This window comes from Nonomuraea sp. NPDC003709, from assembly GCF_040610775.1.
GTDB classification, from domain to species: Bacteria; Actinomycetota; Actinomycetes; order Streptosporangiales; family Streptosporangiaceae; genus Nonomuraea; species Nonomuraea angiospora_A.
In genome coordinates this window covers 75,724-100,947 of sequence record NZ_JBEXMW010000002.1, presented here as the reverse complement: position 1 = coordinate 100,947, position 25,224 = coordinate 75,724, and the positions used below count along the sequence as shown (strand labels likewise).

26 protein-coding genes are annotated in these 25,224 nt (G+C 72.2%); 11 read left to right on the top strand and 15 right to left on the bottom strand.

Annotated features, from left to right (window positions below):
- Positions 1 to 10: 10 nt before the first annotated feature.
- Positions 11 to 184 (top strand): hypothetical protein, encoded by a 174-nt coding sequence (locus ABZX61_RS04920; RefSeq protein WP_355191606.1) that lies wholly within the window; start codon positions 11 to 13, stop codon positions 182 to 184.
- Positions 185 to 213: 29 nt separating this feature from the next.
- Here ABZX61_RS04920 and ABZX61_RS04915 read toward each other — a convergent pair whose 3' ends face one another.
- Both ABZX61_RS04915 and ABZX61_RS04910 read right to left on the bottom strand, forming a co-directional pair.
- Positions 214 to 1,563 (bottom strand): N,N-dimethylformamidase beta subunit family domain-containing protein, encoded by a 1,350-nt coding sequence (locus ABZX61_RS04915; RefSeq protein WP_355191604.1) that lies wholly within the window; start codon positions 1,561 to 1,563, stop codon positions 214 to 216.
- A 52-nt stretch (positions 1,564 to 1,615) separates the two neighbouring features.
- Positions 1,616 to 2,521 carry a beta-propeller fold lactonase family protein gene (locus tag ABZX61_RS04910; protein ID WP_355191603.1) on the bottom strand — a complete coding sequence of 302 codons (906 nt, stop codon included), beginning with the start codon at positions 2,519 to 2,521 and terminating at the stop codon, positions 1,616 to 1,618.
- 94 nt (positions 2,522 to 2,615) lie between these two features.
- Here ABZX61_RS04910 and ABZX61_RS04905 point away from each other — a divergent pair, with 94 nt between their 5' ends.
- On the top strand, positions 2,616 to 3,464 hold the full coding sequence (locus ABZX61_RS04905) for a helix-turn-helix domain-containing GNAT family N-acetyltransferase (protein ID WP_355191601.1): 849 nt from the start codon (positions 2,616 to 2,618) through the stop codon (positions 3,462 to 3,464).
- Here the strand turns inward: ABZX61_RS04905 and ABZX61_RS04900 are convergent.
- The gene (locus ABZX61_RS04900) at positions 3,433 to 5,616 is read right to left on the bottom strand and encodes an MMPL family transporter (RefSeq protein WP_355191599.1); all 2,184 of its coding nucleotides are present in this window, start codon (positions 5,614 to 5,616) and stop codon (positions 3,433 to 3,435) included. The genes ABZX61_RS04905 and ABZX61_RS04900 overlap by 32 nt on opposite strands.
- 97 nt (positions 5,617 to 5,713) lie before the next feature.
- Between ABZX61_RS04900 and ABZX61_RS04895 the strand changes: the two genes are divergently transcribed.
- Positions 5,714 to 6,307, top strand: coding sequence for a TetR/AcrR family transcriptional regulator (locus ABZX61_RS04895; protein ID WP_355191597.1), 594 nt, complete (start codon positions 5,714 to 5,716; stop codon positions 6,305 to 6,307).
- 98 nt (positions 6,308 to 6,405) lie between these two features.
- Here ABZX61_RS04895 and ABZX61_RS04890 read toward each other — a convergent pair whose 3' ends face one another.
- Together ABZX61_RS04890 and ABZX61_RS04885 are read right to left on the bottom strand one after the other, a co-directional pair.
- Entirely contained in the window at positions 6,406 to 7,428 is a 1,023-nt protein-coding gene (locus ABZX61_RS04890; RefSeq protein ID WP_355191596.1) for an alkaline phosphatase PhoX, read from the bottom strand.
- Positions 7,429 to 7,663: 235 nt separating this feature from the next.
- The gene (locus tag ABZX61_RS04885) at positions 7,664 to 8,131 is read right to left on the bottom strand and encodes a DNA starvation/stationary phase protection protein (protein WP_350728998.1); all 468 of its coding nucleotides are present in this window, start codon (positions 8,129 to 8,131) and stop codon (positions 7,664 to 7,666) included.
- A 108-nt stretch (positions 8,132 to 8,239) separates the two neighbouring features.
- On the opposite strand from ABZX61_RS04885, the gene ABZX61_RS04880 reads away from it, so the two are divergent.
- The 4 genes from ABZX61_RS04880 to mmuM all read left to right on the top strand — a co-directional run bounded on the left by ABZX61_RS04880 (position 8,240) and on the right by mmuM (position 13,573).
- On the top strand, positions 8,240 to 9,232 hold the full coding sequence (locus ABZX61_RS04880; protein WP_355191594.1) for a MerR family transcriptional regulator: 993 nt from the start codon (positions 8,240 to 8,242) through the stop codon (positions 9,230 to 9,232).
- Entirely contained in the window at positions 9,229 to 11,577 is a 2,349-nt protein-coding gene (locus tag ABZX61_RS04875) for a VIT domain-containing protein (RefSeq protein ID WP_355191592.1), read from the top strand. Before ABZX61_RS04880 ends, ABZX61_RS04875 begins: the two co-directional genes overlap by 4 nt.
- Before the next feature lie 250 nt (positions 11,578 to 11,827).
- On the top strand, positions 11,828 to 12,667 hold the full coding sequence (gene otsB / locus ABZX61_RS04870; RefSeq protein ID WP_355191591.1) for a trehalose-phosphatase: 840 nt from the start codon (positions 11,828 to 11,830) through the stop codon (positions 12,665 to 12,667).
- A 39-nt stretch (positions 12,668 to 12,706) separates the two neighbouring features.
- On the top strand, positions 12,707 to 13,573 hold the full coding sequence (gene mmuM / locus ABZX61_RS04865; RefSeq protein WP_350728992.1) for a homocysteine S-methyltransferase: 867 nt from the start codon (positions 12,707 to 12,709) through the stop codon (positions 13,571 to 13,573).
- 88 nt (positions 13,574 to 13,661) lie between these two features.
- On the opposite strand, the gene ABZX61_RS04860 is transcribed toward mmuM, so the two are convergent.
- The gene (locus ABZX61_RS04860) at positions 13,662 to 14,087 is read right to left on the bottom strand and encodes a DoxX family protein (RefSeq protein ID WP_350728991.1); all 426 of its coding nucleotides are present in this window, start codon (positions 14,085 to 14,087) and stop codon (positions 13,662 to 13,664) included.
- An 82-nt stretch (positions 14,088 to 14,169) separates the two neighbouring features.
- On the opposite strand from ABZX61_RS04860, the gene ABZX61_RS04855 reads away from it, so the two are divergent.
- Complete coding sequence (locus ABZX61_RS04855; RefSeq protein ID WP_350728989.1) at positions 14,170 to 14,631, top strand: MarR family transcriptional regulator; 462 nt, start codon at positions 14,170 to 14,172, stop codon at positions 14,629 to 14,631.
- A 2-nt stretch (positions 14,632 to 14,633) separates the two neighbouring features.
- Here the strand turns inward: ABZX61_RS04855 and ABZX61_RS04850 are convergent, their stop codons facing one another.
- Entirely contained in the window at positions 14,634 to 15,338 is a 705-nt protein-coding gene (locus ABZX61_RS04850) for a lysophospholipid acyltransferase family protein (RefSeq protein WP_350728988.1), read from the bottom strand.
- Between the two features lie 162 nt (positions 15,339 to 15,500).
- Here ABZX61_RS04850 and ABZX61_RS04845 point away from each other — a divergent pair, with 162 nt between their 5' ends.
- Positions 15,501 to 16,259 carry an alpha/beta fold hydrolase gene (locus ABZX61_RS04845; protein WP_350728987.1) on the top strand — a complete coding sequence of 253 codons (759 nt, stop codon included), beginning with the start codon at positions 15,501 to 15,503 and terminating at the stop codon, positions 16,257 to 16,259.
- A 46-nt stretch (positions 16,260 to 16,305) separates the two neighbouring features.
- Positions 16,306 to 16,764, top strand: a complete 459-nt coding sequence (locus ABZX61_RS04840; RefSeq protein WP_350728985.1) for a hypothetical protein — start codon at positions 16,306 to 16,308, stop codon at positions 16,762 to 16,764.
- A gap of 10 nt (positions 16,765 to 16,774) precedes the next feature.
- Here ABZX61_RS04840 and ABZX61_RS04835 read toward each other — a convergent pair whose 3' ends face one another.
- The 7 genes from ABZX61_RS04835 to ABZX61_RS04805 all read right to left on the bottom strand — a co-directional run bounded on the left by ABZX61_RS04835 (position 16,775) and on the right by ABZX61_RS04805 (position 22,498).
- Positions 16,775 to 17,920, bottom strand: a complete 1,146-nt coding sequence (locus tag ABZX61_RS04835; RefSeq protein WP_355191586.1) for a hypothetical protein — start codon at positions 17,918 to 17,920, stop codon at positions 16,775 to 16,777.
- 37 nt (positions 17,921 to 17,957) lie between these two features.
- On the bottom strand, positions 17,958 to 18,605 hold the full coding sequence (locus ABZX61_RS04830) for an endonuclease/exonuclease/phosphatase family protein (RefSeq protein ID WP_355191584.1): 648 nt from the start codon (positions 18,603 to 18,605) through the stop codon (positions 17,958 to 17,960).
- Positions 18,606 to 18,649: 44 nt separating this feature from the next.
- Entirely contained in the window at positions 18,650 to 19,582 is a 933-nt protein-coding gene (locus ABZX61_RS04825; RefSeq protein WP_355191582.1) for an ROK family glucokinase, read from the bottom strand.
- 15 nt (positions 19,583 to 19,597) lie between these two features.
- Entirely contained in the window at positions 19,598 to 20,023 is a 426-nt protein-coding gene (locus tag ABZX61_RS04820) for a DUF5304 family protein (RefSeq protein ID WP_350728979.1), read from the bottom strand.
- Between the two features lie 42 nt (positions 20,024 to 20,065).
- Complete coding sequence (locus ABZX61_RS04815; protein ID WP_350728977.1) at positions 20,066 to 21,226, bottom strand: ArsA family ATPase; 1,161 nt, start codon at positions 21,224 to 21,226, stop codon at positions 20,066 to 20,068.
- A gap of 1 nt (position 21,227) precedes the next feature.
- Positions 21,228 to 21,662 (bottom strand): SRPBCC family protein, encoded by a 435-nt coding sequence (locus tag ABZX61_RS04810; RefSeq protein WP_350728975.1) that lies wholly within the window; start codon positions 21,660 to 21,662, stop codon positions 21,228 to 21,230.
- Positions 21,663 to 21,730: 68 nt separating this feature from the next.
- A complete protein-coding gene (locus ABZX61_RS04805) occupies positions 21,731 to 22,498 on the bottom strand; it encodes a metallophosphoesterase (RefSeq protein WP_350728974.1) in 768 nt (255 codons plus the stop codon).
- Positions 22,499 to 22,601: 103 nt separating this feature from the next.
- Between ABZX61_RS04805 and ABZX61_RS04800 the strand changes: the two genes are divergently transcribed.
- Positions 22,602 to 24,350 (top strand): AMP-dependent synthetase/ligase, encoded by a 1,749-nt coding sequence (locus ABZX61_RS04800; protein ID WP_355191579.1) that lies wholly within the window; start codon positions 22,602 to 22,604, stop codon positions 24,348 to 24,350.
- Positions 24,351 to 24,370: 20 nt separating this feature from the next.
- Here the strand turns inward: ABZX61_RS04800 and ABZX61_RS04795 are convergent, their stop codons facing one another.
- Entirely contained in the window at positions 24,371 to 25,150 is a 780-nt protein-coding gene (locus ABZX61_RS04795; RefSeq protein WP_355191577.1) for a DeoR/GlpR family DNA-binding transcription regulator, read from the bottom strand.
- Positions 25,151 to 25,224 lie beyond the last annotated feature (74 nt).

Genomic DNA, 25,224 nt, shown 5'->3' with positions numbered 1-25,224 from the left:
GCCCTCGTGCGTGGAAGACGCGGGCCGTCCGCGCGTACCCGATGGAGGCGGCGACGCGGTCGGCGGTCGCGGTGCCCAGCTCGCGTTCGGTCGGGCGCTGGCCGAGCTGGGCGTGACCAAGGAGCCCGCCGAGCGTGAGATCGTCCGGACGCTCGGCGAGATCCTGCGGGACACCATGGCCTGATCGAGTCCTGGTGTCCCGGGAGGGGCGCGTCAGGGGGCGCCGGCCGGGCCCTGGGCGAAGCGGGTCAGGAGGTTGGTGGTCGCGCGGCGGGTGAAGGCCGCGGCGCGGTCGGAGACGCCGTGGCCGCACCTCTCTCCGCGCATCGCGCACACCCAGCGCATCGTCCCCGACGCGAACACCCCCGCCCCGCTCGGCGCCACGTAGTAGGTGCTGTCGGAGTGGGTCGCCCGCCCGCCGCCGCAGGAGTACGGCGACTCCGCCAGCACCTGGACGTTCCCCGGCGACCCGCGCGACACCTTGTCGGACTCGACGCCGACCATCCCCGGGAAGCGCCTCCCCTTGGTCCCGGCGAAGATCCAGTGGTGCGGCCGCGTCACCCGGTAGGCGCCTTCCGCCGGGAAGCAGTCGTACATCTGCCCCACCAGCGTGCTCTCCGGCTTGGAGTCCCGCCACAGCCGGCAGAGCCGCTCCTTGTCGCAGGCGATCGTCCGGTCGTGCATCGCGATCCGCCAGTAGACGGCGTTCGCGCCGAGGAAGGCCAGGTTCGTGCCGGCGTCCCTGGCCGTCGTGACGACCGTACGCATGCCGGGCGACCAGTACTCGTCGTGCCCCAGCGACACCACCGCGCGGGCGCCGTCGAGCACGCCGGGCTTGAGGTCCAGGTTCGTCAGGTACGCCAGCGGCACGTGGCTCTGCTCGGCCACGGCCAGCGCCTCCTTCTCGAAGTCCAGGAAGAGCCGGGCGCCGTCGTCGTCGTACGGGCGGTCGAAGGTCACGGCGCGGGAGCGGTCGGCGTACCCGCGCGGGCCCGTGTAGAGGCTGTGGCCGCCCCACCGGTTGTACGCCTGCCAGGTGGTGACCGCGTTCACCATCACCACCCGGCCGGCGGTGGAGGCCGAGCGCACGGTGATCGGGACGTACCGCTGGGCGCCGGTCGAGGCGTCGAGCCTGATCAGGTACGCGCCCTCGGGCCAGCCCGCGGTGTCCACGGCGAGCGAGGGCCGCCAGTGGGCAGCGCTCACCGTGCCGCCCACGAGCCGCATCGGCGCCTGCCGTACGCCCTGGACGGCGGGCGACTCCCATACCTTGACGGGGTTCGCGCCCATGCGGAAGGCGCGCGCCGAGAAGCGCGGAGCGGTCGTCGAGACCCGCAGCCCGAAGCGCTCACCCGGCAGGACGCTCACCCGGTCGGCGTAGCCCTCGATCTCGTGCTCCGCGCCGAGCCGTGTGATGCGCCACGACTCCTGCACCTCCGCGACGGACGGAGGCGTCCCGGCCGGGTCCGGGCGCTGGACCCGGTCCGGGGCGGGAGCCGGGGGCGAGCCGCCGCACCCGGCGACGACGACCAGCGACGACAGCATGACGAGGATCTTTCGCACCCGTCCATGGTCATGACCGAACGATCCGATGAGCCGTGATTTGGCGAACTCCTTACATGATCAGCACACAGGCCGGGCTTTCGACCTCGTACGACTCCCCCGAGGGCTCGGGCACGCCGTCCTCGAGCCGGAAGACGGTGACGGCGTCCGAGTGCTGGCCGGCCACATACATGGTGGTCCCGTCGATGGCGAAGTGCCTGGGCCAGTCGCCGCCCGTCGGCACCTCCGCCACGTGCGACAGGTCGGCGGCGCGCAGCACCGTGATGGTGTCGGGCCCGCGGTTGGCGACGTACACGAGGTCGCCGGCGAGCTGGAGGTGGGACGGGGCGTTCTTGCCCTGCGCGCGCGAGGCGGGGACGACCGTGTGGCGCCCGTCGTCCTCGATGAGGGTGACGGTGCCGGCCAGCTCGCCCGCCACGTAGAGGCGCGATCCGGAGAAGGCGAAGTGGCGCGGGCCCGTGCCGGGCTCGAGCTTGATCGGCTCCAGCGCGGTGCCGTCGTAGCGGTAGCGGCGGATCTCGTCGGTGCCGAGGTCGGAGACGTGCAGGATCCCGTCGTGGAAGACGGCCTCGTGGGCGTGCGGGCCCTCCTGGCGCTCCGGGTCCGGGCCCGAGCCCTGGTGGCGCAGCACGATCGGCTCGCCCTCGAACGCGCCGCGATCGTCGAGGCGGTAGACGACGGCGACGCCGTCGCCGTAGTTGGCCGCCGCGAGCACGCTGCCGGTCGGGTCCACGGCGACGTGGCAGGGCAGGGAGCCTTCGCTCGGCCGCTCGTCCAGCACGTCGAGGGTCTCGCCCACCTGGAACGCGGTGAGCCAGCCGCGTTCGAGCTCGCCCGCCGCGTACAGCACCGGCAGGGTGGGATGGGCGGCCAGGAACGACGGCGAGGCCACTCTGGTGAGCCCGCCGCCGACCGTGACGATGCCGGGGCCGTATCCGCCTATGTAGACGCGCTTCACAACAGGGATCCTCTCATGGTTGACTGTAGCAATGAGTTCGTTGACAGAGGCAAGGGTCTCTGAGGTCAGAGCCTTCAACCGGTTCTATACGAAAGTGATCGGCGTGCTGCAGGCGGGCATGCTCGACTCGCCGTACTCGCTGACCGAGGTGAGGGTGCTGTTCGAGCTGGCGCACGCCGCGCCGATGGAGACCGGGGCGCTGCGCTCCCTGCTCGACCTGGACGCGGGCTACCTCAGCCGCATCCTGGCGCGCTTCGAGACCGACGGGCTGATCTCGCGCGAGCGCTCCTCGTTGGACGCCCGCAAGCAGCTCGTACGGCTCACCTCCGGGGGCACGCAGACGTTCGCGGACCTCGACAGGCGCTCGGCCGAGGAGATCGAGCGGCTGCTGTCCGGGCTGCCGGACGAGAGCCAGGGGCGGCTGGTGGCCGGCATGGCCACGATCAGGGAGCTGCTGGGCGACGGGGGCGCCGGGCAGCCGTACGTGATCAGGCCCCCGCGCACCGGCGACCTGGGCTGGGTCGTGTACCGGCACGGCGACCTCTACAGCCGCGAGTACGGCTGGGGCACGGAGTTCGAGCAGCTCGTCGCCAGGATCGTCGGCGATCTGGACTTCTCCCGGGACGCCGGGTGGATCGCCGAGGTGGGCGGGGAGCGGGCCGGCTGCGTGTTCTGCGTGCGGCAGGACGAGACGACGGCCAAGCTGCGGATGCTGCTGGTGGAGCCGTCCGCCAGAGGGCTGGGGCTCGGGCGGCGGCTCGTGGAGGAGTGCCTGCGGCACGCGCGGGCCGAGGGGTACAAGCGGATCACGCTGTGGACCCGCGACTGCCTGGTGAGCGCGCGGCGGATCTACGAGGGGACCGGGTTCGCGCTGGACTCGGAGGAGAGGGGCGTGGAGAACGGGGTCGAGGTCACCGAGCAGATGTGGTCACGCGACCTCTAGGCCACCAGTTGAGCGGGCCCGCCAGGCGCATCAGGCTCGGCACCAGCACCGCCCTGATCACGGTCGCGTCGACCAGCACGGCCACCGCCATGCCGACGCCCAGCATCTGCACGAACATCACCTGCGCCGTGGCGTAGGCGGCGAACGTGAGCGCCAGGATCCCGCCGGCGGCCGTGATCAGCGGCGCGCCCCGCTGCAGGCCGGTGGCCACGGCCTCCTCTGTGTCGCCGGTCCGGTCGTACTCCTCCTTGATGCGGGAGAGCAGGAAGACCTCGTAGTCCATCGACAGGCCATATGCGACGCAGAGCATCAGGATCGGGATGCTGGGGTCGAGCGTGCCCGTCGGGGTGAAGCCGAGGAGGCCGGCGAGGTTGCCGTCCTGGAAGACCCAGACGATGGCGCCGAACATGACGCCCATGCTGAGCAGGTTCAGCAGGGACGCCTTGAGCGGGATGATCAGGCTCCTGGTCATCCCGAAGAGGACCAGGAACGTGACGCCGAGCATGAGGGCCAGCACCAGGGGGAGCCGGTCGACGATGGAGGCGCGGTAGTCGGCCAGCTCGGCCGGGTAGCCGCCGACCAGGACCTCGAAGGGTGGCTCGACGGCGCGTACGGACCGGACCAGCCGCACCGGGTCGTCGGCCAGCGCCTCGGCGGACGGGACCACGGACAGCCAGGTGTCCCGGACCGACCCGCGCCGGAACCTCTCGGGGTCGCCGTCGCCCACCCGGTCGCCGTCCGCGAACGAGCCGGCGGCGGAGTCGACCTGGGCGACCCCGGGGAGCCGGGACAACGCCACCGCATACTGCGAAATATCGCCTGACGTCTGCTTTTTGGCGATTATCTGGATGGCGTCGGTCTCCTCCGCCGGGAAAGACTGCCGGATGATCTCCTGCGTCTGCCGGGACGACGCCTCCAGGGGCAGGATGCGGTCGTCGGCCACGCCGAACCGCAGCCCCAGGAACGGCGAGGCGAGCAGCAGCAGCACCGCCGTGGCCAGCCCGCCGAAGACCAGCGGCCGCCGCATCACCCGGACGGCCAGCGCGTGCCAGAACCCCGCGTCCCGCTCCGGCCCGACCCGCTTGGGGAGCACACTGGCCCCGATCGAGACCAGCACGGCGGGCAGCACGATCACCGCCGCGAAGAGGCCGCCGGCGACGACGGCGATGCCCGCGTACGCGAAGGATCTCAGGAAGTCGAACGGCAGCGCGAACAGCACGGCCAGGGACGAGGCCACGGTGAGCCCGCTGAACAGCACCGTCCGCCCCGCGTGCTCCACGGCCCCGGCCACCGCGCTCGCCCGGTCAGCGCCGCGCCGCGTCTCCTCGCGGAAGCGCTGGATGACGAACAGGCAGTAGTCGATGCCGAGCCCGAGCCCCATCGCGAGGGTCAGGTTCAGGGCGAACGTGGAGATGCCGGTGAAGGCCAGGGGCACCCGCAGCAGCGCCAGCCCGATCACCATCGCGAACACCCCGGCCAGGATCGGCGCCAGGGCCGCCATGGCGCGCCGCTGGTAGAGCCAGAGCAGCGCGAACGCCAGCGGGAAGATGACCAGCTCGGCCCGTACGAAGTCCTGCCTGGACAGCGGCACGGCCTCCCTGAAGACCTCCTCCCCTCCCCCGGCCCGCACCTGGAGCAGGCCGGTGCCCTCGGTGACCTCGGGCACGAGCCCGGGCAGCACCCGCCCGCGCACGTGGTCGGCGTCCCCGGGGATGCGCACCACGATCAGCGCGTGCCTGCCGTCCTCGCTGCGCATGGTGGCGGGCCTGCCGCGGGTCCAGTACGAGGCGGACTCGGCGACCCCCTCCCGCCCGCCGATCCGCGCGGTCAGCGCCCTGCCCTCGGCCTCGACCGCGGGGTCGTCCACGGTGCCGGCCTTCGCGGTCACCAGGAAGATCATGTCGGGGCTGCCGGTCCCGAACCGCCGTACCAGCTCGGCCTGCGCCCGGTCCGACTCCGACCCCGGCGCTTCGAACCTGGCCAGCGACAACCGCGGCACCGCTCCGGCCGCCAGCGCCGCGGCGACGGCGAGCACGACCAGGGCCAGGACGAGCACGGCCCGGCGGCGCCGGACGATAAGGAAGCCCAGCCTGCGCAGCGGCGGCCCGGCCGTCTTCGTGTGGACCGGCCGTGGCCGCGTGTTCAGCGCCATGTAGGGTGCCCCCGCCTCAAAACTCGGTAAACTACTCGTGTTTGCTCTCCCAATCAGAAATACAAGTGAATGCTCGCATTTGTCAACGAGGAGACCCATGCCTGAACGCACGGTCCGCCGGCAGGCGCGCGGCCTGAAGCGCATGGCGGAGATCCTCGACGCCGCCGAGTCGGTGATCGCCGAGGTCGGATACCCGGACATGACGACGAACCACGTCGCCACGCGGGCGGGGATGTCGCCCGGGTCGCTCTACCAGTTCTTCCGCAACAAGGAGGAGATCCTCGACGGGCTCGTGGCCCGCTACACCGACGACCGGCAGGAGTTCTGGGCCGCCCGGCTGGCCGCCGTCACCCCGGAGGTGCCGCTGGAGGCGCTGGTGGGGCAGGTGGTGGACGAGAGCGTCAGGTTCAAGGGCGCGTCACCGGCGTACTGGTCGCTCCTGTACGGGTCGGCGACGGGCGACCAGCTGGCCTCGGCCTCGCGGCGGCTGCACGACGACATCGCCCGGCAGGTCGCGGCCATGCTCCGCCGCCGCTCCCCCGGCCTGGCGGAGGAGCGCGCCGCGCTCATGGGGACGATGGCGGTGGCCATGGTGAAGGCGGTGATGCCGCTGGTCACCACCGCGACGCCGGAGCGCGGCGCGGAGCTGGTGGCGGAGCTGAAGCTCGCCCTGGTGCGCTATCTGGGCTGAGCGCGGACCGAAGCTCGCCCTGGCCCGCCATCTGGGCTGAGCGCGGACTGAAGCTCGCCCTGGCCCGCCGTCTGAGCTGAGCGCGGACTGAAGCTCGCTCAGCCGCGGAAGGGACCCGACACCTCGAAGGTGTGGCCCTCGGTGCGGCCGCGCCGGGCCGAGAAGTAGAGCCGATCGCCCTCCGGCGAGAACGCCAGCCCGGTCAGCTCCGCCCCGGCGTGCCCCTCCAGCCTGAGGAACGGCGTGACCGCGCGGTCGGGGGTGATGACGTCGATCTCCGTCGTCTCCCTGGCCACGTACAGGTCGCCGGAGGGGGCGGCGGTGATGGCGCGCACGCCCTCGCACAGCCGCTCGAGCGCGGAGGTCTGCGCGTCGTAGGCCCACAGGCCCGTGTCGCCCTTGGTCGTGAAGTAGCACACCCCGCCCGCGTAGTGGCAGCCGTCGCCGCCGTCGAAGTGGCGGGCGCCCTCGACCTGGTGGCGGGCCTCCGTGCGCAGCGCCGCCGGCGAGGGCACCACCTGCCACTGGCCCGAGGAGCACAGCACCTCCAGCGTGCCCTCCGTCAGGTCGCCCCAGTCGCTCGGCCGGAACCGGTAGAAGCAGCCGTCGGGCTCGTCCTCGGTCATGTAGACGACGCGCCGCTCGGGGTCGCAGGCGGCGGCCTCGTGCTTGAAGCGGCCCATGGCCAGGCGGGGGCGGGCGGCGCGGGCGCCGTACGGGTCGCACTCGAAGACGCGGCCGCGGTGGCCCAGCTCGCACGACAGCCAGGAGTGCCACGGCGTGGCGCCGCCCGCGCAGTTGAGGTCGGTGCCCGACAGGATGCGGTAGGCGTCGCCGACGGTGCCGTCGGCGCGGAAGCGCAGCGCCGACGCGCCGCCGAGCAGGGGCAGCTCGGAGTTGGACACGTAGATCCAGCCGGCGCCGTCGGGGAAGCAGGCGCCGCCGTCGGGGGCCGCGTGCCAGGTCAGCCCGGCGACCTTGTGGCCCGAGCGGGCCACCACCCTGCCGGTGAAGCCTGAGGGCAGCGCGAGGCCGTCGGCGCCCGGCAGGCCGAGCGGTCCGTACGGGCTGATGCCGCCCCGCAAGAGCGGGCCCGTGCGGAGGAGAGTCTTGTGGGACATCGTGGGGCCTCCCTCTAGGTGCCACGCTAGTCGACCGCACCGACATGAATGGCAGGGACTCGCGACATCAAACTCTGCGCAAACCCCGAACTCCCACTGCGCGATCATCCGGCCAACTCGCGTCGGCGGGCCCCCTGCCAGGGGTCGCGGCCCCGTCGGCGGGCATGTCGGCGCGCATGTCGGCGGGCATGCCAAAGCCCGGGCTCCCGTGCGGGCTCCCGGGCTTTCTGGCAGGTCAGGCCTGGGCCTGGAACATCCAGTGCTGCTTGTCGATGTCCTGCGCCACCGCGATGAGCAGATCCTGGGTGACCGGGTCGGGCTCGTCGGTGGCCCGGACGCGCTCGTGCATCCGCTTGCTGACACCGTCCAGCAGGTCGGTGATCGTCGCCACGACCTTGCCGTCCTCGATCCAGCCGGACTCCGGCTGCTGGAGCTTCGTGGACCTGGCGACCGTGGTGGAACGTCCGTCCGGGTTGATCCCGACGGCGACGGCGCGTTCGGCGATGGTGTCCATGTGGGACCTGGCGAGGTCGGTGAGCTCGTCGAGCTGGAGGTGGATCGGGCGGAAGTGAGGGCCGATGAGGTTCCAGTGCGACTGCTTGGCGACCAGCGAGAGGTCGATGAGATCGACCAGGGCACCTTGCAGGGCCCGCGCGACGGTGTCCTTGGCCTCTCCCGAGAGTGGGCCGGTGATCATGGCCATGTCCTGTTCCTCCCCATCGATAGGAGTTTTCCCTCTTTAGAACGACATGGCGGCGGCCATTCTTCCGCAACGTTGACAGTGTAACAATGACAGTGTCATTGTGGAGGTATGAGCGACACCTCCGCCACCACCGAGCCCATCGGTTGGACCATCGGCGAGCTGGCCGAGCGCGCGGCGCTGGCGCTGCGCGCGAGCTCGGACGGCACATCCGCCGGCAACGGCCGGGTCCGCGATGTGCCCGGCGAGCGGCTGATCAGGTGGTATACGACGATCGGGCTGGTGGACCCGCCGCTGACCAGGCGCGGCCGCATCGCCCAGTACGGGCGGCGGCACCTGCTGCAACTCGTGGCCGTGAAACGGCTGCAGGCCGCCGGGCACTCGATCGCCCAGATCCAGGCGGCCCTGGCGGGCGCCACGGACCGCATGCTGGAAACCGCCGCGGGTGCGGGCACTCCCCCCATGACCGGTGCCGTGCGCGACCGGGTGGGCCCTGGCTCGAGCGAGGCACCCGACGGCGCGCACCCGGCAGCCGGCGCCCGCCCGAGCAGTGGCGCGGCCAAGCGCACGGCGCCTGAGCGCGGCCCGACCGGGCAGGAAGCGGCCGAGCGCGGAGCGACGGATGCCGGTGGCGATGCACGGGCCGGTGGCGATGCACGGGCCGGTGGCGATGCACGGGCCGGTGGCGATGCACGGGCCGGTGGCGATGCACGGGCCGGTGGCGATGAGGTGCCGGGCACGGCCGAAGCCGGGCATGATCGGCATGGCGGCGATCGGGAGTCGGTGCGGGGGCGGTTCTGGGCTGAGCGGCCGGGGAAGGGCAGCGTGCGGGCTTCAGGGGCGGCACATCAGCCGACCGGGCCGGCCGACGGGCACCGCAGCAGCCCGAGCGCGCCCGGCGCGCCAAGCGGGGCGCATTCGACCGCGCCGGGCGGCATGCCCGAAAACCGGCCGGGTGGGGCGGTTGTCGTGGGGGTCAGGTTGGGGGACGGGGTGCGGCTGGTGCTGGACGCCGGCCGGGTCCCGTCGGAGGAGGACGTCCAGGCGGTGCTGGCGGCGGCAGGACCGTTGCTCGCGGTGCTCGAAGAAAGGGAGCTGATATGAAGATCACTTCGCTGGAGCCCGCACGGTGCCTGCCGGTGCCGGACGCCGGGTTCGGCGCGCTGCGGACCGAGCGCGGCAACCTGCCGCTCGAGAGCGTTGACGTGAACGCCGGCATCTCCGGCCTCATCGCCGGGGTCGAGGTGACGCAGGGGTTCAGGAATCCGTTCGACGTCACCCTGGAGGCCACGTACGTCTTCCCGCTGCCCGACCGGGCGGCCGTCACCGGGTTCCGGATGGAGGCCGACGACCGGGTGATCGAGGGCCTGCTGAAGGAGCGCGCCCAGGCCAGGGCCGACTACGACCAGGCGTTGCGCGAGGGCAGGCGGGCGGCGATCGCCGAAGAGGACCGGCCCGACGTGTTCACGATCCGGGTGGGCAACATCCTGCCCGGCGAGCGCGTCTCGGTCCGGCTGACCATGAGCCAGCCCCTGCCGTACGAGGACGGGGCGGCCACGTTCCGGTTCCCGCTGGTCGTGGCCCCGCGCTACATCCCGGGCAACCCCGTCGACGGCCCCTCCGCGGGCGACGGCGTCGCGTCCGACACCGACGCGGTGCCGGACGCGTCCAGGATCAGCCCGCCGGTCCTGCTGCCCGGCTTCCCCGACCCGGTCCGCCTGTCGCTGAGCGCGACCGTGGACGCGGCCGGGCTGGAACTGCGCGAGCTGGCCTCCAGCCTGCACGTGGTGGAGGAGGAGGGCCACACGGTACGCCTGCGCCCCGGCGAGCGCCTCGACCGCGACTTCATTCTGCGGCTGTCGTTCGACGCGTCCACGTCCCTGCAGCTCGACAGCCGCTCCGATCAAGGGGGGACCTTCGCGCTCACGGTCGTGCCGCCGCCGCTCCAGTCCACGCGCCCGCCGCGCGACCTGGTGCTGGTGCTCGACCGTTCCGGCAGCATGGGCGGCTGGAAGATGGTCGCCGCGAGGAGGGCCGCCGCCCGCATCGTCGACACGCTGACGGCCCAGGACAGGTTCGCGGTGCTGACGTTCGACTCGGTGGTGGAGGAGGCGTTCGAGGGCCTGGTGGAGGCCTCCGACCGCAACCGCTACCGCGCCGTCGAGCACCTCGCGCGGGTGGACGCCCGCGGCGGCACCGAGCTGCTGGAGCCGCTGCGCCGGGCCGTCGCCCTGCTGGGCGGCCGCGACGAGCGCGAACGGGTCGTGGTCCTGGTCACCGACGGCCAGGTGGGCAACGAGGACCAGATCCTGGAGCAGGCGGGCGGCGCCCTGTCGGCGATGCGCGTGCACACGGTCGGCATCGACCGCGCCGTGAACGCCGGCTTCCTCGGCCGCCTGGCCGGGCTCGGCGCGGGCCGGTGCGAGCTGGTCGAGTCGGAGGACCGGCTGGACGCGGCCATGGAGCAGATCCACCGCAGGATCGGCGCTCCCCTGGTGACCGACCTCTCCCTCAAGGGGCTGGAACTCGAGCCGGACACCGTGACGCATCTCGGGTCGATCTTCCCGGGCGTGCCGCTGCGCGTGTACGGGCGCCACCGCGAGGGCTCCTCGCTGACCGTGCGCGGCCTGGCGGCCGGAGGGCCATGGGAGGAGCAGGTCACGGGAGTGGCGGTGGACAATCCGGCCATCCAGGCCGTGTGGGCCCGCGCGCACCTGCGGGAGCTGGAGGACCGCTACGCCATGGGCGAGCACGACCTGGAGCCGCGGATCGTGCGGACGTCGCTGGAGTACGGCGTGCTGTGCCGCTTCACCGCGTACGTGGCGGTCGACACCAGGCAGGTCGCCGACGGAGGGCCGGAGCATCGCGTCATCCAGCCGGTCGAGCCGCCGAGCGGGTGGGAGCTGCCGCAGAACCCGCCGATGATGGGCTTCATGGCGCAGGCGGCGGTGATGGCCGCCCCGCCGGCCGCCCCGCGGATGCGGATGCCGGACCCCGGTCTCGGTTCCGCCGACGCGTCACCGGACTTCCTGACCGGTGGGCCGGCGGGGGGCGGAAGAGGGTTCGCCGGGCCTCCGAGGCCGGCCCCCTTCGCGCCGGGCGGGCCCCGTAGTGGTAGGGCGCCGAAGTTCGCGCCGCGTCCCGGTCACCCGCTGGACTCGGTCCGGCCGCAGCTGGTGGCCGAGCTCGACCGGCTGAAGGCGCTGCCCATGGCCGACCTGCTCTACCTGGCGGACCTGGGCTCGCGGCTGGCGGCGCTGGCGGCGTACCTCGGGGGCAACGCGGAACTGGAGACGCTGGCCCGCGAGCTGGAGGCCGCCGAGCAACCGGGCGCCGACGCCCAGGCCCTGCACGACCGGGCGGTGGAGGTCCTCACCACCCTCGTGGGCGGCTCCGGCCCGGGCGGGTCCGGCGGCCCTCGCCGCGGACCCTTCTGGAAGCGCTCTTAGGCCTGCTCCGGGGGCCCGGCCGGGCCCCCGGAGCAACTGGGCCACCGGATCGAGGCCCGGTCCTGCTCGACGGGCAGGTCAAGGCCGGGCGGGTGAGCGCCGAGGGCAAGGAGGTGGTACTCCCGCCTGGCGGCCCTCCCGGCCCCGGACCAGGCGTCGTGATCATGAACGGCGGGTGGCGGGCAAGGGCCGGGAAATTCACGGGAAGGCGTCTGTCCGACCCGGTCGCGCTGTTCTATCGTCACTGAGCATGGCGACCTCTCGCGCCCCGCTCCGCTTCGCCGAAGCAGTGTCCGCCACCGTCTCGGAGAGCGCCGGATCCGGCTTCTTCTTCGACTACGACGGCACCATCGCCCCGATCATGCGCGACCCCGGCGCGGTGTTCCCCGTGGCCGGTGCGCTGGAACGGCTGCAGGTGCTGGCCAGGCTCGTGAGCAAGGTCGCGATCGTGTCCTCCCGCCCGGCCGCGTACCTGCGGGACCGCTTCTCGGGCGCTCCCCAGCTGCGCCTGTTCGGCCTGTACGGCATGCAGACCGTCGAGGACGGCCGCGTGCGCACGGACGCCGAGGCCGAGCCGTGGGCCCCGGTCATGCGGCGGGTGGCCGAGGAGGCCGCCCGCGACCTGCCGCGCGAGATCCTGATCGAGGACAAGGCGCTGATCGTGGCGCTGCACTACCGCTCGGCCCCGGCGCTGCGCGGCGCGGTCGAGCGGTGGTCGTCCCGCAAGGCGGCCGAGCTGGGGCTGCGGGAGCAGTACGGGCGCATGGTCGTCGAGCTCAGACCACCCGTCGAACGCGACAAGGGCACGGTCGTCGCCCGCGAGATCGAGACGCTGACCCGCGCCTGGTACTTCGGCGACGACCTGTCCGACGGCCGGGCCTTCGACGCGTTGCGCGGCAGGGAGGAGCGGGACCCGGCCTTCATGGGCGTCCGGGTCGCGGTGGCGAACACCGAGACGGGCGACGAGCTGGCCCGCGTGGCGGACTTCACGGTGGAGTCCCCCGAGAACACGCCGGCCCTGCTCGACCACGTGATCAGCGCCTTCCCCGGCCGCCCTCCGGTGGTGGGCGCGGGCTCACGCCACCGGTAGGCGGCCACGGGCCCGCCCACGTGCTCGTACCCTGGTGGAGTGACTGCACTTGTCCTGGACGGCGGCCTGTCCACCCAGCTCGAACGGCTCGGCGCCGACCTCGGCGACGAGCTCTGGTCGGCGCGGCTGCTGCTGGAGCGGCCCGAGGTGATCCGGCGCGCCCACGCCGACTACTTCGCCGCGGGCGCCGACGTGGCCACGACCGCCAGCTACCAGGCCACGATCGCCGGATTCGTCCGGCGCGGCCTGGACGTGGCGGCGGCCGAGCGGCTGATCAGGCTGTCGGTCGAGCTGGCCGCGCAGGCACGCGACGAGGCCGGGCACGGGCTGGTGGCGGCCTCGGTCGGCCCGTACGGCGCCTTCCTGGCCAACGGCGCCGAATACACCGGCGACTACGACCTCGACGAGGACGGCCTGTTCGACTGGCACCTGCCGCGCTGGGAGATCCTCGCCTCGGCCGGGGCCGACCTGCTGGCCTGCGAGACGATCCCGTCCTATCCCGAGGCCCGGGTGCTGGCCAGGCTGCTGGCCCGCACGCCCGAGGTGAAGGCGTGGGTGAGCTTCTCGTGCCGTGACGGCGAGCGGCTCAACGACGGCACGCCGATCACCGAGGCGGCCGCGCTGTTCGGCGGAAACCCGCAGGTGGTGGCCGTCGGGGCCAACTGCACCGCGCCGCGCCACATCCCCGGGCTGATCTCGTGCCTGGCGGGCGGGCTGCCCGTGGTGGTCTACCCCAACTCGGGCGAGACGTGGGACGCCGGGCACCGCCGGTGGCTGGGGCTGGCCGACCCGGTGGAGTTCGGGCAGGCGGCCAAGGAGTGGCAGTTGGCGGGCGCGTCGCTGATCGGCGGGTGCTGCCGTACGACGCCCGAGCACATCGCGCAGATCCGCGCCCACCTCTCCTGAGACCCTGAGACCCTGAGACGCGGCCCTCTCCTGAGACGCGGCGGGACCCCGCGCGGGCGCGGGGTCCCGGTTCCCGGAGGAGAAGCCGTCAGGCGAGCGCCGACTCGGGGCGGCGGCGGGCCAGGACGTTGTCCAGGGCCAGCGCGCCCCCGCCCGTGAAGCCGACGGCCAGGCTGGCCGCGGCCAGCGCCAGGACGAACTCGTAGCCGCCCTCGCCGGCGCTGAACCCGCTCGCGCCGTGCACGAACACGATGGCGCCCACCATGTCGAGGGCCAGCAACGTGCCGGCGATCGGCAGCGCGGCGCCCAGGATCAGCGCGAGCCCGCCGGCCACCTCCAGCACGGCGACGGCGGGAGCGGCCACGGAGGCCAGCGGGATGCCCGCGGACTCGAAGAACTTGGTCGTGCCCGCGATCCCCATGGTCGCGAACTTCTGGTAGCCGTGGACGAGGAAGATCACGCCGATGGCGATCCTCGCGAGCAGCAGGACGACGGGGCGCGCCTGGCCGATCATGCGATCTCCTTAAGAGTGGTTCAGATTTGAACAACGACCCTAGCATTGATTGTTCAAATCTGAACGACAGTAGACTGAACCGGTGACGGACCCCCGATGGCTTGACGCGACGGAGATGGCGGCGTGGCGCGCCTTCCTGTCCACCGCCCACCTGCTCGAACGGCGGATCGAGGAGCAGCTCAAGGCCGCGGCCGGGCTGACGCATCCGCAGTACGAAATTCTGACGCGGCTGTCGGACACGCCGGGCCATCAGATGCGCATGACCGAGCTGGCCAAGGGTGTCGTGGTGTCGAAAAGCGCGCTGACGTACCAGATCACCCAGCTCGAGAAGGCGGGCCTGGTGGAGCGCGCCACCTGCCCCGGCGACGAGCGCGGGGTGCTGGCGGTGCTCACCGACGCGGGCGTGCGCTGCCTGGAACGGGTGGCGCCGGGTCACCTGGAGGTCGTGCGCGCGTACCTGATCGACCGGATCAGCCGCGAGGAGCTGCACACCATGACCACGGCCATGCAGAAGACCGAGACGGTCTTACGCGCCTCCGGGTGAGCTCACCCCTTGGCGGCGGCGCGCGCGGCGCGCTCCAGCTCGACCTTGGCGCTCGCGGCGTACTTGTCGACGTATTCCTGCCCGGACAGCTCCATCAGGGCGTACATGATCTCGTCGGTCACGGCGCGCAGCACCAGCCGGTCGTCCTCCATCCCGTAGTAGCGGGAGAAGTCGAGCGGCTTGCCGAACTTGACGCCCGGCCGGATCCCGAACTTGGGCAGCGGCCGCCCCGGCGGCATCATCTCGTACGTGTTGATCACGGCCCACGGGATGACCGGCGCCCGTGACTCCAGGGCGAGCCTGGCCACGCCGGTCTTGCCCTTGTAGAGGCGGCCGTCGGGCGAACGGGTGCCCTCGGGGTAGATGCCGAGGATGTGGCCCTCACGCAGGATGCGCAGGCCGGTGCGGAGCGCCGCCTCGCTCGCCTTGCCGCCGGAGCGGTCGATCGGCACGGTGCCGACGCCGCTGAAGAACAGCCGGGTGAAGAAGCCCTTGACGCCGCGCCCGGTGAAGTAGTCGGCCTTGCCGAGCGAGATGACCTTGCGGCGGATCTGCAGCGGGCCGAAGAAGTGGTCGGCGAACGACAGGTGGTTGCCGGCCAGGATCGCGGGCCCCTGTTTGGGCACGTTTTCCGAGCCCTCCGTCCACGGCCTGAAGACGGCGAGGAGGAACGGACCCAAGATGGCCTTGACCACCCAGTAGAACACTCCGGCACCTCTTCTCCAGCGCGTTACGTGTGAGCAGAGTCATCTTCCCACCTTGAACACGATGCTCCTACACCAGCTCTCGCACAAACACCCCGGAACGTGCGACGATCGGGCCGTTCCCGGAGGAACCTGCCCGGAATGAAACTGCATGGAGGAGCTGTTATGCCGCTCATGCCAGGCGCGGAGCCCTACCACCATCGAGCAGGCCAGGTCGGTGTGCTGCTCTGCCATGGGTTCACCGGCTCGCCACAGTCGCTGCGGCCCTGGGGGGAGTTCCTGGCCGGACACGGGGTGAGCGTCTCGCTGCCCCGCCAGCCTGGGCACGGCACCACGTGGCAGGAGATGAACAGGACGCGCTGGGAGGACTGGTACGCCGAGGTCGAGAAGGCGTTCGCGGACCTCCAGGGGCGCTGCCCGGACGTGTTCGTGGCGGGGCTGTCGCTGGGCGGCTGCCTGGCGCTGCGGCTCGCCGAGGTGCACGGCCCGGCGATCGCCGGCGTGATCGCGGTCAACCCCTCGATCACGAACGACGTGCCGCTGCTCAAGCTCGCTCCGCTGCTCAAGTGGTTCGTGCCGTCGGTGCCCGGCGTCGCCAACGACGTCAAGAAACCCGGCGTGACCGAGCTGGCCTACGACCGCACCCCGGTGAAGGCGGCGGCGTCGCTGCCCTCGCTGTGGTCGCTGGTGCAGGCCGACCTGGCTAAAGTGACGCAACCACTGCTGGTCTTCCACAGCACGGAGGACCATGTGGTCAAGCCGACGAGTGTGGCGATCATCCGTGCGAAGGTCCCACAGGCCACGATCGAGGAGCTAAGCGATAGCTACCATGTTGCGACGCTTGACAACGATGCCGACAGGATCTTTGCCGGGAGCCTCGACTTCATCCGGACACATGCCTCGGTACCCTTGCAGAGGGACTGATCGCACCCAGGGGGAAGTCGCGATCGCTGTGGAGAGGCCCATCTAGGTGACGCCCCAGAGTGACGAGGACGAGGTCTGGCGGCAGATCGTCGCGTCCTTCAACGACACCGCCGAGCGCGACTCGGCCGACCAGCCATGGCCGGACAGCGAGAACGTCCCCGCCGAGCCCACCCGCCGAGTGGTGAAACCCTCGGAGGAGCCCGAGCTCGACGAGGAGCCGTACAAGGACCCGGCGGACGACGAGGAGGAGGCGGACGAGGGCCACTTCGAGCCGCCCCCGCCGCCCCCGCTGCCCAAGCTCGACCTGCCCACCAAGCTGGCGTGGGTGGCGCTGTTCGGCGGCCCCGCCTATCTCCTGGTGGCCGCGATGGCGAGCTGGCACATGGAGGGCTGGGCGCTGTTCACGGCCGTGGCGGCGTTCATCGGCGGGTTCGTGGCGCTGGTGGTGCGCATGGGTGACGGCCCGCCCAACGACTCCGGCTGGGACGACGGCGCCGTGCTGTAGGGGCCCGCCGCTAGGACTTCGCGGTGGTGGTCTTGGGCGCGAACGACTCGACCACGTCGGTGTAGCGGTCGCGGGTGTCGACCGCGTGCCCGACCGCCCACACCGTGGCCTTGCCGGGCAGGTAGGCCACCGCCTGGAGGCGTACGCTGCTGCGGCCCCGCATGGCCCCGCCGCGGATGGTCGCGCACTCGCCCTTCTCGCAGCGCAGCATGAACGGCTCGGCGGCCCGCGCCGGGTCGTAGCCGGTGATCCAGTAGCGGCCCTTGCCGTCACCGGTCACGCCGTAGAGGCGGGCGTCGGAGACGGGCGTCGGCTGCTCGCTCCAGCGCTTGCCGTTCCAGGTGAGCACGAGCGGCGAGACCTCGCCGGGCCCGCGGTAGACGCCGCCGACGGCCACCGCCCGCTTGGCGCTGTCGACCTGCAGGTCACGCAGGTAGCCGCCGGGGATCGAGGGCACCGGCATGGACTCCCACGAGCCGCCCGAGTAGTGCATGATCAGCGGCTCGGAGCCGGTGTCGCCGACGGCGAACCCACCGGCCACCGCGTAGAGCGCGCCCTTCTCCGTGGTCTGCTGCACGGTCCAGGAGTTGCCCTGGCCGGTGAGGATGAGGCCCTGCTGGTCGCGGCTGCCGACCGCCACCACCCGTCCCGGCTTGGCGTCCACGCCGCCCAGCCAGTCTCCCGCCCGCAAGAGCGGGGTGGGGCGGCCGTCGTCGCCGGGGATGCCCTGCGGCCTGATCCGGTCGAACCCGCTGACGTCGCCGTGGGCCAGGTACGGCAGCCCGTCGTGCCCGTCGCCGACCGCCCACACGTCGGACGGCCCGGCGACGGCCAGCCCGCGCAGATTGCCGGCGGCGGTGGCGTCGCGGATGGAGACCTCGGACCAGCCGCTGCCGTTCCAGTGGCGGACGGTGCCGCGGTTCTTCCAGACGTCCCAGATCTCCTGCTGGCCGACCGCCCACACGTCGTTGGAGGAGACGGCCAGCACGTCGGACAGTGAACCGTCGGCCTGCAGGCGCGCGCTTGTCGACTGCTGCCACGCCTCCATGGTGGCGGGGCGGCGGGGTTCGGCATGCGCGGCGGGCGTGACCTGCGTCAAGGCCACGGACGTCGCCAAGAAGAAGGAGAGCGCACGCCGCTGATGGCGACGGGTCATGAGCAAATGCTACGGGCTGGGGGGCCGGTCTTGCCCGTTAGTGCCCAACTCGCAACTCTGCGACAACAGGCAGATGGTCACTGGCCCCGGCCAGATCGGCGATCGGGGCGTCCACTCCCCCGCACGACACGACACGCGCCTCGCGCGCCGCGAACACGCCGTCGATGCGCACGGAGGGCCGCGCCGCGGTGAACGTCAGTCCGTCGCCCTTGGGCGCCACGGCGTGGCAGTCGGCCAGCCGTCCGGCCAGGTAGCGCCAGGCGGGCTGGTGCGCCTGCTCGTTGATGTCGCCGCCGAGCACGATGGTCGCGCCGAACCGGGTGGCCGCGCGCTCCATCAGCGCCATGGCCTCGGCGGCGTGGTGCACCCTGGCCGGGCCGTTGAGGTCGAGATGGAGCGAGCCGACGGCCAGGCGGACCTCCTCGATCTCCACCACGGCGAGCGCGAGCGCGCGCCGTTCCAGCCCCACGAAGGCCCGCAGCGCGCGGCTCTCGGCGTGCAGCACGGCGACGCGCGGCCCGGCGAGCACGGCCACGCCGCCGACCCGGCCGGGGGTGGCCACGCGCAGGCCCGCCGCGGCGGCCAGTGCCTCGCGCCTGGCCCGCCAGCGGACGACCTTGGGCGCCTCCTGCAGGCACAGCACGTCGGCGCGCATGGCGGCGATGACCCTGGCCAACGCGGGCACGCTGTCGCGCAGCCCGCGTACGTTGTACGTGCCGACCCTGATCGTCAGCGCTGCCTGGCCAGGTCGGCCGCGCCCACCACCCCCGCGGAGGCGCCCAGCTCGGCCAGCCGGATCTCGGCGAGCGGCCGGTGCCCGCGGCCGGTGAGCTTCTCGGCGAAGGCCTGGCGGGCCCGGTCGATGAACAGGTCGGCGGCCCGCGAGACGCCGCCGCCCACGATGAAGCAGCCGGGGTCGAGAACGGAGGCCAGGTCGGCCATTCCCTGGCCCAGCCACTCGGCCAGGCTGGCGAACGCCGCCAGCGAGGCCTCGTCGCCCAGCCGGGCCGCCTCGGTGATCTCCTCGCCCTCGATCTTGCCGCCGGCCAGGCCGAGGAGGATCTTCGCCTGCTCCGGGTGGGCCTCGGCGATCTCCCTGGCGTCCTTGACGAGGGCCTGGCCGCTGGCGTACTGCTCCCAGCAGCCGACGTTGCCGCAGCCGCACTGGCGCCCGCCCGGGAGCACCTGCATGTGGCCGAACTCGGCGCCCATGCCCCAGCGGCCGCGGTAGAGGGCGCCGTCGACGACCAGGCCGCCGCCGATGCCGGTGCCCAGCGTGATGCAGACCACGAAGGACTGGCCGCGCCCGGCGCCGAACCTGCTCTCGCCCCACGCCATGGCGTTGGCGTCGTTCTCGACCACGACCGGCAGGCCGACGAGGCCGCTGATCTTCTTCTGCAGCGGCTCCTCGCGCCAGGCGAGGTTGGGGGCGAAGCGCACAATCGAGCGGGTCTCGTCGACGAACCCCGCCGCGCCGACCCCGACGGCCTCGATCTGCCTGCCCGCGCTCAGCTCGCGAACGACATCGGCCACCGTCTCGGCCACCAGGTCGGGGCGGTCGGCGGCGGTGGGCCTGAGTGTGTGTTCGACGATCACGCCCTTGTCGTCGACCACACCGGCGGCCACCTTGGTCCCGCCGATATCGACACCGATCGTGAGCATTGGCCCCTTTTCTCCCTATCCCAGATCTATGTGTTCCACGTTGCCGCCACCCTCCGGCCGGGTGGCGCGGCGGTCCTGCGTGTCCTCGCGCGGCCCGCGGGGGGCGGGCCTGCTCAGCGAGTCGAGCGCGCCGCGGAACGCGGCGAACAGCTCCCCGCCCGCGGCCATCAGGTGCCCCGTCACATCGGCGCCCGACTCGCGCTGGGCCGCGATGGCCCTGCACCACGGGCAGGCCCGGCAGATGTACTCGTCGTGGGGCTCGGACACCGCCTCTTCCCACACGTCGCGCTCCCTGCGGGCACCCCCGCCGGTGAACGAGTTGAACACGCTCTTGCCGACCTGGCGGGTGGCCCGCCCCTGGATCGACTCGAACAGCTTGCGTGCCTCGTCGGCGACGGTCCCGATCGGGTCTCTGTCGTTGCCGGTGTTGCTCTCGGTCATCTCGCCCTCCCTACGTATGGGTCGCTCATCCTCCTCAACTCATCAGGATGCGGATTCGCTCCCCGGGCTGAAACCTACCCGCAGCACGCCGTCGCGGAGCGCGGCCCCGGTGATCTTCCTGCGGGCCAGGGCCGCCGGTAGGGCCAGGATCCTGCGGTAGGGCCCGGCCGTCACGATCAGCTCGTCGCCCTTGCGGGCCAGGTCGACGTCGCCGCGGTCGGCGCCGGGCAGGGCCAGGACCAGCTCGTCGGCGTCCATCCGCAGCGGCGGATCGACGGCGTGGGCGGCGAACGGGTCGGACTCGGCGTACATCGCCTCGCCGACCTCGGCCAGCGCGTCCTTGCCGACGGGCTCGGCGGGCAGGTAGGGGATGACGTGGATGGGCAGCGGCGCGAACGACTGCTCCGCCTCGGCCAGCAGCCTGGACTGCGCCGCCGCCCACTGGGCGCGCCACTCGTCGGCGCCGTCGGAGGGGAAGACGCGGTTGGCGATGACGGCGTCGACGCGGTAGCCGTACAGGTTGAGCGAGGTGAGGGTGCGCCTGGCCTCGGCGAGCACCACGGACTCGGGTGTGAGCACGAGCCGCACGGAGGCGTGGTCGCCGGTGAGCAGCTCGCGCACCTCCATGAGGCCGCGATGCAGGCGCTCGCCCGCGCTCATGACCTCCTCGCCGGGCGCGCTGACGTGGGCGACGCTGCGCACGAACGGCGAGACGAGCCTGACGAGCCTGCGGCCGACGGGCATGAGCTTGCTGACGTGCCAGTCGAGCGCCTCGGGCAGGGCCAGCAGCCGCAGTGTCTCGGCGGTGGGCGCGCAGTCGACGACGATCACGTCCCAGCGGCCCTCGCGGGCGTGCTCGCGCAGCTCCAGGAGGGCGATGACCTCCTCGGCGCCGGGCAGCACGGTGATCTCCTCGGAGGTGATCTCGTCGAGGCCCAGCTCGCTCAGCACGCCCCTGGCGTACTGCTGCAGCTCGCCCCAGTGGCGCTCCAGCGACTTCTGCGTGTCCACCTGGTGGAGGTGCAGGCCCGGCGCGATCTCGCCGGGCTCGACGTCGAGCGCGTCGGCCAGCGAGTGGGCGGTGTCGGTCGAGACGATCAGCGTCTTGAGCCCGCGCCTGGCGGCGAGCGTGGCCGTCGCGGCGGCGGCCGTGGTCTTGCCGACGCCGCCCTTTCCGGTGAAGAGCAGGACCCTCGGGCTCAACTCAGCTGCCTTCGACGCGCTTCTTGAGGCCCTTGAGCGCGGTGTCCACGATCACCTTCTCGGCCTTGCGCCTGATCATGCCGATCATGGGGACGCTCAGATCGACCGTGAGCTCGTACGTCACGTCCGTGCCCCTGCCCGTGTCGGCGAGCAGGTAACTCCCCCGCAGCTCGGAGACCATCTTGCCCGGCTCGACCACCTGCCAGCTCACGTGGTCGTCCTGCCAGGTGTAGCCGAGGGTGTAGGTGTCACTGATCATCCCGGCGTCGAGGACGAAGCGCACCGTCTCCGGCCTGCCCTGTCCGTCGGTGGTGAGGACCTCGGCGCTCTTGACCTGCCCGGCCCAGTCGGGGTACGAGGGGAAGTCGGCGATGACCGCCATGACCTCGGGCCGGCCTGCGCTGATGGTGGTGCTCGAAGTGGTGCGATCAGCCATGCGACCACCGTAATGCAGAATCCCCTCGTTGCGGTGGATCGCCCCCGGGCGGCCCACCGCAGGCCGGGTCACCATTCGAGGACGAAAGGCACACCCCTTCCCCTGAAGTGGCCCACGTTCACGCATTCGGTGCGCCCGATGCGCGTGCGCGCGTAGAGCGGGTTGTGCACGTGGCCGAAGAGCGCGTAGCGCGGCTGGGTCCGCTCGATGGCCGCCAGGGTGGCCTCGCTGCCGCGCTCGAACCGCCTGGCCACCACGTCGTAGAGGAGCTCGGGCACGGCCGGCGGGATGTGGCAGCACAGGACGTCCACCTCCCCGACCGCCTCGACCTTGGCCGCGTACTCCTCGTCGCTGATCTCGTACGGCGTGCGGTAGGGGGTCTGCAGCCCGCCGCCCACGAACCCGAACCGCAGGCCGCCGATCTCCGCCACCTGCCCGTCGAGCACCTGGAGGCCGGGCCTGAGGTAGTCGCCCCACAGGCGCGGCAGGTCGACGTTGCCGTAGGTGAGGTAGGCCGGGGTGGGCATGGCGGCGAAGAGGGTCTCGTACTGGGAGCGCACGTGGCGTTCGATGTGCTCGCGCGGGTCGCCGTCGAGCGTCGCCCACAGGCGCGCGGACATGGCTCTGGCCTCGTCGAACCGCTTGGCCGTGCGCAGCGCGATGAACTCGGCGGCCCGCTCGGCGCCGAACAGGGTGGGGAAGATGCCCTGCGCGTGGTCGTCGTAGTCGACGAAAAGGATCAGGTCGCCCAGGCAGACCAGCGCGTCCGCCCCGTCGCCCGCCCTGGCCAGCGCGTCGACCCTGCCATGGACATCGCTGACGACATGGACCCTCATGGGCAAATCCTACTGAGGGTGGCTGCTAGCGTGAGCTGTGACACTACCCGCCCGTAACTTGACGCGGTAACGTCCAGGCGGTCCCCGAAGAGGAGTTGATCCGTTGCGCGAGTACAGCGTTCCCGTCCTGGTCGATGTGCCTGCCTCCGCAGGCCTGTCCGACACCGTGTTCAAGCGGGCCGAGCAGGAGCCGGGCGCCGTGATCATGCGCCGCAAGACGGACTCCGGCTGGCCCGTGGTCACCGCCTCCGAGTTCCGCGACCAGGTGGTCGAGGTGGCCAAGGGGCTGATCGCGGCGGGGATCTCGCACGGCGACCGGGTCGCGCTGATGTCGCGCACCCGTTACGAGTGGACGCTGGTCGACTACGCCATCTGGACGGTCGGGGCGGTCACCGTGCCGATCTACGAGACGTCCTCGGTCGAGCAGGTCAGGTGGATCCTGACCGACAGCGAGGCGAAGGCGGTGTTCGTCGAGCTGGACGAGCACGAGGAGACCGTCAGGGAGGCCGCGCCCGAGCTGAAGCAGGTCTGGCGGCTGGACGGCGCCCTGGAGGTGGGTGACGTCTCCGACGCGGAGGTGGATCGGCGGCGCGAGCAGGTGGGCATCGCCGACCTCGCCACGGTCGTCTACACCTCGGGCACCACCGGACGGCCCAAGGGCTGCCGCATCACCCACGACAACCTGCTCTTCACCGCCCGCAACGTGCTGCGCGGGCCGCTGGAGCCGCTGTTCGCCACCAAGGACCCGGCGGCCCTGCTGTTCCTGCCCCTGGCGCACATCCTCGCCCGGATCATCCAGGTGGTGCTGATCGAGGCGGGCGCGGTCATCGCGCACACCCCCAACATGAAGAACGTCGCCCCCGACCTGCAGGACTTCAAGCCCACGTTCCTGCTGGGCGTGCCCCGCGTGTTCGAGAAGGTCTACAACGGCGCCGAGCAGAAGGCCATCTCGGGCGGCAAGGGCAAGATCTTCGCCGGCGCCGTGGACGTGGCGATGGCCTCGAGCCGCGCCTCCGCCGCCGGCGCGCCGCTCGGGCTCCGGCTGAAGCACCTGCTGTTCGACCGGCTGGTGTACACCAAGCTCCGCGCGGCCACGGGCGGCCGCCTGTCGGCCGCCGTCTCCGGCGGCGGCGCGCTGGGCGAGCGGCTCGGCCATTTCTTCAAGGGCGTCGGCATCGAGGTCTTCGAGGGCTACGGCCTGACGGAGACCACGGGGCCGTGCACGGTCAACATGCCGTACGGCAACAAGATCGGCACGGTCGGCAAGCCGCTGCCCGGCGTGAGCCTGCGCATCGGCGACGACGGGGAGATCCTGGCCAAGGGCCGGAACGTCTTCCCGGGCTACTGGAAGAACGACGAGGCCACGGCCGAGGTGATCGACGCCGAGGGCTGGTTCCACACGGGCGACGTCGGCGAGCTGGACGCCGACGGCTACCTGCGGATCACGGGCCGCAAGAAGGAGATCCTGGTGACGGCGGCGGGCAAGAACGTCGCCCCGGGGCCGCTGGAGGACGCGCTGCGCGCCCACCCGCTGGTCTCCCAGGCCGTGATCGTCGGCGACGGCCGGCCCTTCGTCGCCGCCCTGATCACCCTCGACCCCGAGGCCCTGCCCGACGGGGCCTCCGCCACCGAGCTGCGCACGGACCCGGCGGTGCTGGCGCAGGTCCAGGAGGCGGTCGACCGGGCCAACCTGCTGGTGTCGAAGGCCGAGCAGATCAAGAAGTTCACGATCCTGGACCGGGACATCACCGAGGACAGCGGGCACCTGACGCCCACGCTCAAGGTCAAGCGCAACCTCGTCATGCGCGACTTCGCCAAGGAGATCGACGGGCTCTACGACGGGAAGCACTGACGGCTCAGGCGCCGTCGTGGTCACGCGGGGCCGGGCGCCTCGGCGATGAGGAGCTCGCCCACGTGCCCGGCCAGCTCCTCCCTGGCCGGCTGCGGCAGGCCTGAGTCGCTGACGAGCACGTCCGCCTCGCGCAGCTCGGCGATGGTGCTGATGCCGACCGTGCCCCACTTGGTGTGGTCGGCGGGCACGACGAGCCGGCCCGCCGCCTCCACGAGGGCGCGGTCGGTCTCCGCCTCCATCATGTTCGGGGTGGTGAAGCCGGCCCTGACGGTCATGCCGTGCACGCCGAGGAACAGCAGGTCCACGTTGAGCCGGTGGATCGCGGCCACCGCCACCGGGCCGACCAGCGCGTCCGACGGGGTGCGCACGCCGCCGGTGAGCACGACCGTCTGGTCGCCCCTGCCGGCGTGCCGGAAGACCTCGGCGACGCGCACCGAGTTCGTCACGACGGTCAGGGCCGGGACGGCGGCCAGGCGGCGGGCGAGGGTCCAGGTGGTGGTGCCGGCCGAGAGCGCCACGGTGGCGCCGGGCCGTACGAGGGCGGCGGCGCGGCGGGCGATGGCCCGCTTCTCCCCCTCCTGGCGCACCGATTTGACCGCGAAGCCCGGCTCGTCCGTGGAGCCGACGCTGGTGGCGCCGCCGTGCACCTTGGCCAGCAGGCCGCGCCCGGCCAGCAGCTCCAGGTCGCGGCGGATGGTGATGTCGGAGACGCCGAGCGCGCGCACCAGCTCGACCACGCGGACGCCGCCGTTCTGCCTGACGAGCTCCAGAATCGCCTGCTGACGCTGCTTGGCGAGCATCGCATCACCAGATCCCGACAGGTTCCGACACCGGTTCGATCGCATCATGACACGGCGTGGCTGCTGGGCAAGGT

What these genes read in the sequence shown, in the direction of transcription:
- ABZX61_RS04900 (WP_355191599.1), bottom strand. Translation starts at nt 5,616, where the DNA reads ATGGCGCTGAACACGCGGCCACGGCCGGTCCACACGAAGACGGCCGGG.
- ABZX61_RS04895 (WP_355191597.1), top strand. Translation starts at nt 5,714, where the DNA reads ATGCCTGAACGCACGGTCCGCCGGCAGGCGCGCGGCCTGAAGCGCATG.
- ABZX61_RS04890 (WP_355191596.1), bottom strand. Translation starts at nt 7,428, where the DNA reads ATGTCCCACAAGACTCTCCTCCGCACGGGCCCGCTCTTGCGGGGCGGC.
- ABZX61_RS04885 (WP_350728998.1), bottom strand. Translation starts at nt 8,131, where the DNA reads ATGGCCATGATCACCGGCCCACTCTCGGGAGAGGCCAAGGACACCGTC.
- ABZX61_RS04880 (WP_355191594.1), top strand. Translation starts at nt 8,240, where the DNA reads ATGAGCGACACCTCCGCCACCACCGAGCCCATCGGTTGGACCATCGGC.
- ABZX61_RS04875 (WP_355191592.1), top strand. Translation starts at nt 9,229, where the DNA reads ATGAAGATCACTTCGCTGGAGCCCGCACGGTGCCTGCCGGTGCCGGAC.
- otsB (WP_355191591.1), top strand. Translation starts at nt 11,828, where the DNA reads ATGGCGACCTCTCGCGCCCCGCTCCGCTTCGCCGAAGCAGTGTCCGCC.
- ABZX61_RS04860 (WP_350728991.1), bottom strand. Translation starts at nt 14,087, where the DNA reads ATGATCGGCCAGGCGCGCCCCGTCGTCCTGCTGCTCGCGAGGATCGCC.
- ABZX61_RS04845 (WP_350728987.1), top strand. Translation starts at nt 15,501, where the DNA reads ATGCCGCTCATGCCAGGCGCGGAGCCCTACCACCATCGAGCAGGCCAG.
- ABZX61_RS04835 (WP_355191586.1), bottom strand. Translation starts at nt 17,920, where the DNA reads ATGACCCGTCGCCATCAGCGGCGTGCGCTCTCCTTCTTCTTGGCGACG.
- ABZX61_RS04825 (WP_355191582.1), bottom strand. Translation starts at nt 19,582, where the DNA reads ATGCTCACGATCGGTGTCGATATCGGCGGGACCAAGGTGGCCGCCGGT.
- ABZX61_RS04820 (WP_350728979.1), bottom strand. Translation starts at nt 20,023, where the DNA reads ATGACCGAGAGCAACACCGGCAACGACAGAGACCCGATCGGGACCGTC.
- ABZX61_RS04810 (WP_350728975.1), bottom strand. Translation starts at nt 21,662, where the DNA reads ATGGCTGATCGCACCACTTCGAGCACCACCATCAGCGCAGGCCGGCCC.
- ABZX61_RS04805 (WP_350728974.1), bottom strand. Translation starts at nt 22,498, where the DNA reads ATGAGGGTCCATGTCGTCAGCGATGTCCATGGCAGGGTCGACGCGCTG.
- ABZX61_RS04795 (WP_355191577.1), bottom strand. Translation starts at nt 25,150, where the DNA reads ATGCTCGCCAAGCAGCGTCAGCAGGCGATTCTGGAGCTCGTCAGGCAG.